Origin of the sequence: Prevotella sp. S7-1-8, from assembly GCF_000758925.1 — a bacterium.
GTDB lineage: Bacteria > Bacteroidota > Bacteroidia > Bacteroidales > Bacteroidaceae > Prevotella.
The window spans coordinates 1-5,614 of the sequence record NZ_JRNC01000086.1 but is presented as its reverse complement, the minus strand read 5'-3'; the positions used below and the strand labels follow the sequence as shown (position 1 = coordinate 5,614).

3 protein-coding genes and 2 pseudogenes are annotated in these 5,614 nt (G+C 47.0%); 1 reads left to right on the top strand and 4 read right to left on the bottom strand.

Annotation, left to right across the window (positions count from 1 at the left end; genetic code table 11):
• Positions 1-267 (bottom strand): annotated as a pseudogene (locus HMPREF1640_RS13800) (IS1380 family transposase); the annotation flags it as partial.
• Between the two features lie 159 nt (positions 268-426).
• On the opposite strand from HMPREF1640_RS13800, the gene HMPREF1640_RS13795 reads away from it, so the two are divergent.
• Positions 427-1,980 (top strand): lipocalin-like domain-containing protein, encoded by a 1,554-nt coding sequence (locus tag HMPREF1640_RS13795; protein ID WP_231565911.1) that lies wholly within the window; start codon positions 427-429, stop codon positions 1,978-1,980.
• Between the two features lie 92 nt (positions 1,981-2,072).
• Here the strand turns inward: HMPREF1640_RS13795 and cysS are convergent.
• From cysS to HMPREF1640_RS11250, 3 genes and pseudogenes are all read right to left on the bottom strand, one after another.
• Positions 2,073-3,564, bottom strand: a pseudogene (gene cysS / locus HMPREF1640_RS11260) (cysteine--tRNA ligase).
• A gap of 179 nt (positions 3,565-3,743) precedes the next feature.
• Positions 3,744-4,730, bottom strand: coding sequence for a FecR family protein (locus HMPREF1640_RS11255; RefSeq protein WP_036894868.1), 987 nt, complete (start codon positions 4,728-4,730; stop codon positions 3,744-3,746).
• A 25-nt stretch (positions 4,731-4,755) separates the two neighbouring features.
• On the bottom strand, positions 4,756-5,352 hold the full coding sequence (locus HMPREF1640_RS11250; RefSeq protein ID WP_036894865.1) for an RNA polymerase sigma-70 factor: 597 nt from the start codon (positions 5,350-5,352) through the stop codon (positions 4,756-4,758).
• Positions 5,353-5,614: the final 262 nt, after the last annotated feature.

Here is a 5,614-nt window from a genome sequence, read left to right as displayed (position 1 = left end):
GCGTTTCCACCCAAGTAGGTCACATAGTGCAGTGTCATAACGTACCACGTCAAGATGGCCAAAGCAGCTTGCGCCACACCACACGCCTGCAAACAATCCCAATATTAATTGGATCGGGTCGTAGCCACGGTTGGATCCTTGAAGCGGAACACCACTTTGCATAACATGCTCTTCAAAATGGCATTTCTCAAGCATTTTGAAGAACAGGGAAAGACCACCAAAAGGTGTTATTTCCTTATTTACGAACTTTATGTAACAGTTGCGCATTGGAGTATATACTTTTTTCGTGGTAAGGTTAGTAAATGTTTGTGGATCAGGTATATACGATGCTCTTTTTTTCTAATGGCGGTTATTAGAAAATGACAAGAAGCTTTTTCTAATGACCGATTTGGGTTTAATAATGGGTCAGAATGGCACCAAGTTCGTGTGCACCAACTCTTTACCAATCAGAAGGGATGGCTCGTTGCGGCTCCGTTTGAGTTTAGCGGGGAAACAACGACCGATGCTACGATTGCTTTTCAGCAAGTATTTGATGTGTCGAAGGTGACCGGCAGCTATGAAATCATGATACACAGACAGCTTCTTGACTATGCCGGTATGGAAATGGTGAGACCCGTTACCGTTCAGCTGAATGGGGATGGAAGCGTCACCGGTGCATATACGGGTACGTGGGAACTGATGGACGGCACCTCTTATATCAATATTACGGTGGGTGGTTCTACGTATCAGGGCGTCGTTGTTGAGCAGCAGTTGGAACCCTACACCATCAAAGCTCTGTCGTTTACGGCTCTCGACAACAAGGGCGTGAGCCTTTGGGGCTACAAGATGCGGGACGACTACCACTTGGCCTACGTGGTGAACAACATGATGCCGCTCAAAGACGGCAGTGTGGTGGATAGGGATGTGAACCTCACGGGCTTTGCCAGTAAGGACGTAACGGTAAGTTGGACATCGTCGAACCCAGACATATTATCGAATACCAGAGTGTACAATCCATCGGCCATGACGGCTGAAAGCATGCCTGTGAAGCTGAGTGTAAGCATCAGGGTGGGCGACTATGAATATCAGGACAACATGATGGTGACTGTGAAGAAGAGCAATGCCGATACCGAGATGGGAGCGATGGCATCTTATCCGTTCGACGGTGAACCACTGCTCAACAACTACAACACCACGCAGCGTGCTGTGTTGAAGCGTAATGGCAGTGCGGTGATGCCTTCGCTGACCGACGATGCCGACCGCAGCGGCAAGATGCTGCATACCGGTTTGGGGGCGGCGAAGAACGAGAGCTATGTAGAAATGCCCAACTCATTGAAGGGATTGGAACTTGCTGAGGGTTTCACGGTGTCGTTCATGGTGAAGATGTCGACTGAAAATCTTTGGGATGCCCTGCTTGGATTCCATGAACCGGCAAGGCAACCTAAGCTCTGGTTTACCGGAAACACCTACGTGGGATATAACAGTAGGTCGGGCAACTGGATTGACCTGAACCATGGTTCAAATCGCGCGGGCAATATCTTGGCCACCAAATGGACGATGGTCACCCTCACTGCGTCGGGTACCGATGGCCTGAGGCTCTATGTTAACGGCGAGCAAAAGCCCTTCGGCAGTGTCAACGGGGAACAAAATGGCAGCAAGGTATCGTCGGCGAGTCGATTCAGGTATGGCGAGATTGTCGAATTTGTGCGGCAGTGTTCCAACTTGTATCTGGGCTATGGATCGTGTTGGGAATCAGCTGATGCTACCTACGACAACCTGAGAGTATACAACAGGGTGTTGTCTGAAAAGGACATAGTGTCGCTCTATGCTATTGAGACCGGCCCTCGGTACACCACCGACATTGAAGTATTGAATATGGAATTGGGACGCATGAACGATGCCCGAATCTATAATCTCAATGGACAGAGCGTGGGGACAAGTCCTGTCGGGCTGCCCCGTGGTATCTATATCAGGAATGGTAGGAAGTTCGTTGTGAAATAAGAGTGGACTTCATTGTCCCAGAAACGACAAACGCCCGATGCAGATGGTTGCATCGGGCGTTTGTCGTTATAACGTATGAGGTGTGTGGAGACTTAGCGGTTGAGTTTCCAGGTCACCCTGTCTTTGGTATCTTTCACCTCAAATCCGGCCTCGGCAAGCGCGTCGCAAATCTCGTCGCTGGTTGCCCAGTCTTTGGCTTCCTTGGCTTGCTGGCGCAGCTTCAGCACCATCTCCACCACTTTGCCGTATGCCTCCTCGCAGGCTTCGTTGCTCTCGCCTTGCTCGTTTTGCAGGCCGAGAAGGTCGAAAGTGAACACATGCATGGTGTCGGAGAGTTCCTTGAGGTCGTCCTCAGAGATTTTGGTCTTGTGGTCGAGCAGCAGATTGATGAGATGACAAGCCTCAAACAGTGCGCTGATAACGAGCGGTGTCTGTAGGTCATCGTTCATGGCGTCGTAGAGACGCTGGCGCAAGGCCTTGACAAATTTGGCCGTGTCGGGTTGCGATCCCTTGGACGGCTGTATGTGGTCGAGGTCGGCAATGCCCGTCATGAGCTTTTCCAATCCCTTCTTGGCGGCTTTCAGGACATCGTTGGAGAAGTCCACCGTGCCACGATAGTGGGCCGAAAGAATGAAGAATCGGATCGTCATGAGCGAATAGGCCTGCTCCAATGATTCGTGTTCCCCGTTGAAAAACTGCTCCAAGGTGATGAAGTTGCCGAGCGATTTACCCATCTTCTGCCCGTTGATGGTAATCATGTTGTTGTGCATCCAGTAGCGCACCATTTGGTCGCCCTGACTTGCTACAGCCTGTGCTATCTCGCATTCGTGGTGTGGGAACACCAAGTCCATGCCGCCACCGTGTATGTCAAAATGGTCGCCGAGATATTTGCGCCCCATCGCCGTGCACTCGCAGTGCCATCCGGGAAAGCCGTCGCTCCAAGGGCTGGGCCAGCGCATGATGTGCTCCGGCATGGCTCTCTTCCAGAGCGCAAAGTCGGCCTGATTGTGCTTTTCGTCGGTGCCTGAGAGCTCACGACTGTTGTTGATGATGTCGGTGAGGTTTCGACCGGAGAGAATACCGTATTTGTGGTCTTTGTCATATTTGGCCACGTCGAAATAAATCGAGCCGTTGCTCTCGTAGGCATAGCCGTTGGCGAGAATCTGTTTCACCAATTCCTCCTGCTCGATGATGTGTCCTGTGGCGTGTGGCTCTATGCTTGGGGGCAACACGTTGAGGGCTTCCATAGCCTTATGATAACGGTTGGTGTAGTGCTGGGCAATCTCCATAGGCTCCAGTTGTTCCAACCGCGCCTTCTTGGCAATCTTGTCTTCGCCCTCGTTGGCATCGTGTTCGAGATGCCCCACGTCGGTAATGTTGCGCACATAACGCACCTTATACCCGATGTGTTTGAGATAGCGGAAGAGCACGTCGAAGGTGATGGCCGGCCGGGCGTGTCCCAAATGTGGGTCGCCATACACGGTTGGTCCGCACACATACATCCCCACATTGGGGGGCATGCAGCGGTTTGAACAGTTCCTTCGAGCGCGTGAGCGTATTGTAAACCAATAAATTCTGTTTCATGACCATGAACAATTAGATGATTGCAAAGGTAGCCATTTATCCTGAAAAAGGACGCAAACCGAAAGGTTTTTGTTGGATTTTGCAACATGTTGGCACTCTTGTTGCCAAGTCATGGACAAAGATTGTACCTATGAACACCGCTCAATGGTCATGATCGGAACATAAATGGCACCTGCCACTCAATCTAAAGACTGACTTGTAATGGTGATAGTCTTATTACACAACGTAGATTTTACATGATAAGATTGTTCAAGAATCCTTAGATTTTCATTCAAATCATTGGATAACATTGTACCCGTGAACACATCTGCCATGTTGGGTGTGGTCTTGAATACAAATTTTACACCGTAGTTTTTCTCAATGGTTGAAATAACCTTGATCAGCGGGGCATCCCTGAAGACTATTTCGTTGCGTTGCCATGCCGTGACTTCTTGCATTTCATCCTCGGCATTGTAGACGGAGATATGCCCTGTAGACTTGTCAAGGATAGCGATTTGTTTTGGAGTGATGCGTTTGCTCTGGTGAGACACCGGTGATGCCAAATCAACCTTTCCGGATAGCAGGGCCAATTTGGCTATGTCGTCATCTTTTCGTGCTAAAAGATTGAAAGTTGTTCCCAATACCTGCACACTCAGTCCTTGGCTTTTTACCACAAAAGGCCGATGTGCATCCTTGGCTACCTGAAAAGATGCTTCGCCTTCAAAGGCTATTTCCCGACGACGGCCTTGAAAGTGATCCGTATTGTATGACAGCACGGTGTTTTCGTTTAGCAAAATACAGGTTCCGTCAGGTAATACGATGTTGGCCTTCTCCCCTTGATGTGTACTGAATTTGGTTGTCTTACCCGTTAAAGAAGCGTTTTCGTCATAAAGTTGGTAGGCAACGAATAGTAAAATGGGAAACATGATTACCGCAGCAATCTGTGTCCACTTCCACGCAATGCTCCATGGACTTTTCCTTGCCGGGTTTATCTGTTTTTCAATCCGTTGCCATATGTTTTCGGTCTCTGCGTGATAGCGGTCTGTTTCATCATCTATATCATTCCACTCTTTTCGCATAGAAGCTTCCAAGACTTCGTCTGTGGCAGCGTTAATCTCTTCGCGCAGTTTGGAAAGTTCGTCCGTTGTTATCCTTTGTGATCGATATTTATCTTGAAGTAGAGTCATTGTATGTAATTTTTTATTTATAATATTAAACAATTGAAAAGTGAAAAAGTACTTTAATGAATGAGAAATATATAAATATGATATATAATTGCCTGAGCGTACGACGTAGTGTTTTGGTGGCAAGTGATAGCTGATTCTTTACAGTTTGCTCCTTTAGGTCGAGTGTTTGTGCGATTTCCTTAATCCGCATCATTTCTATTCTCGACATTCTTATCACCTTGCGTTGTGTTTCAGGGAGGCGGTCTATAGCTTTATTCGCGGCCTTTTGGAACTCATCATATTCCAAATGATTGAAACTACGATCTTCGAATTGTCCTAAATAGTCTATGTAGTCCTCAAAAACGGGCGCATTTATTGTTTTGCGATAAGCATTGATAATATAATGACGGGTACGGGTAAAAAGAATCGACTTTAGCGTGGTGTCCTGTCGTATGGATTGCCTGTTTCGCCATAGCCACACAAAAGTATCTTCAACCAGCTCTTCAGATGTTTCGCGCGAATGGGTATATTGCATGCAGAAGGCAAAAAGATGATCTGCATAGTGATCATATAACTTGCGAAAAGCAGGTTGTGAATTTCTTTTAAGCAAGGAAATTAGTAAAGGTTCGTCAAATACATTCATATTCCTATAAGGTTAAACGTAAGTGTAAAGTTTGTGTTATGACAATGGTACGATAGTAATTTAATAGAGATAGATAACTTATGTGCCTACATCCATATACAGTTTACAGTATCGGAAGACTTACAAAACTGCAGTTGCAAAGTTATGAATAAATCTTTGTATAAACCCGTTGGCGGAATTAATTTAAGTTGATAAACATGAATAAAAAAGTTACACATATCGTTGATTTTTAGTAACTTAGTAGTGTTCAAAACGTTAAGTT

Excerpts from the sequence above, each read along its gene's own strand:
- HMPREF1640_RS11255 (WP_036894868.1), bottom strand. The coding sequence starts at position 4,730 with ATGACTCTACTTCAAGATAAATATCGATCACAAAGGATAACAACGGAC.
- HMPREF1640_RS11250 (WP_036894865.1), bottom strand. The coding sequence starts at position 5,352 with ATGAATGTATTTGACGAACCTTTACTAATTTCCTTGCTTAAAAGAAAT.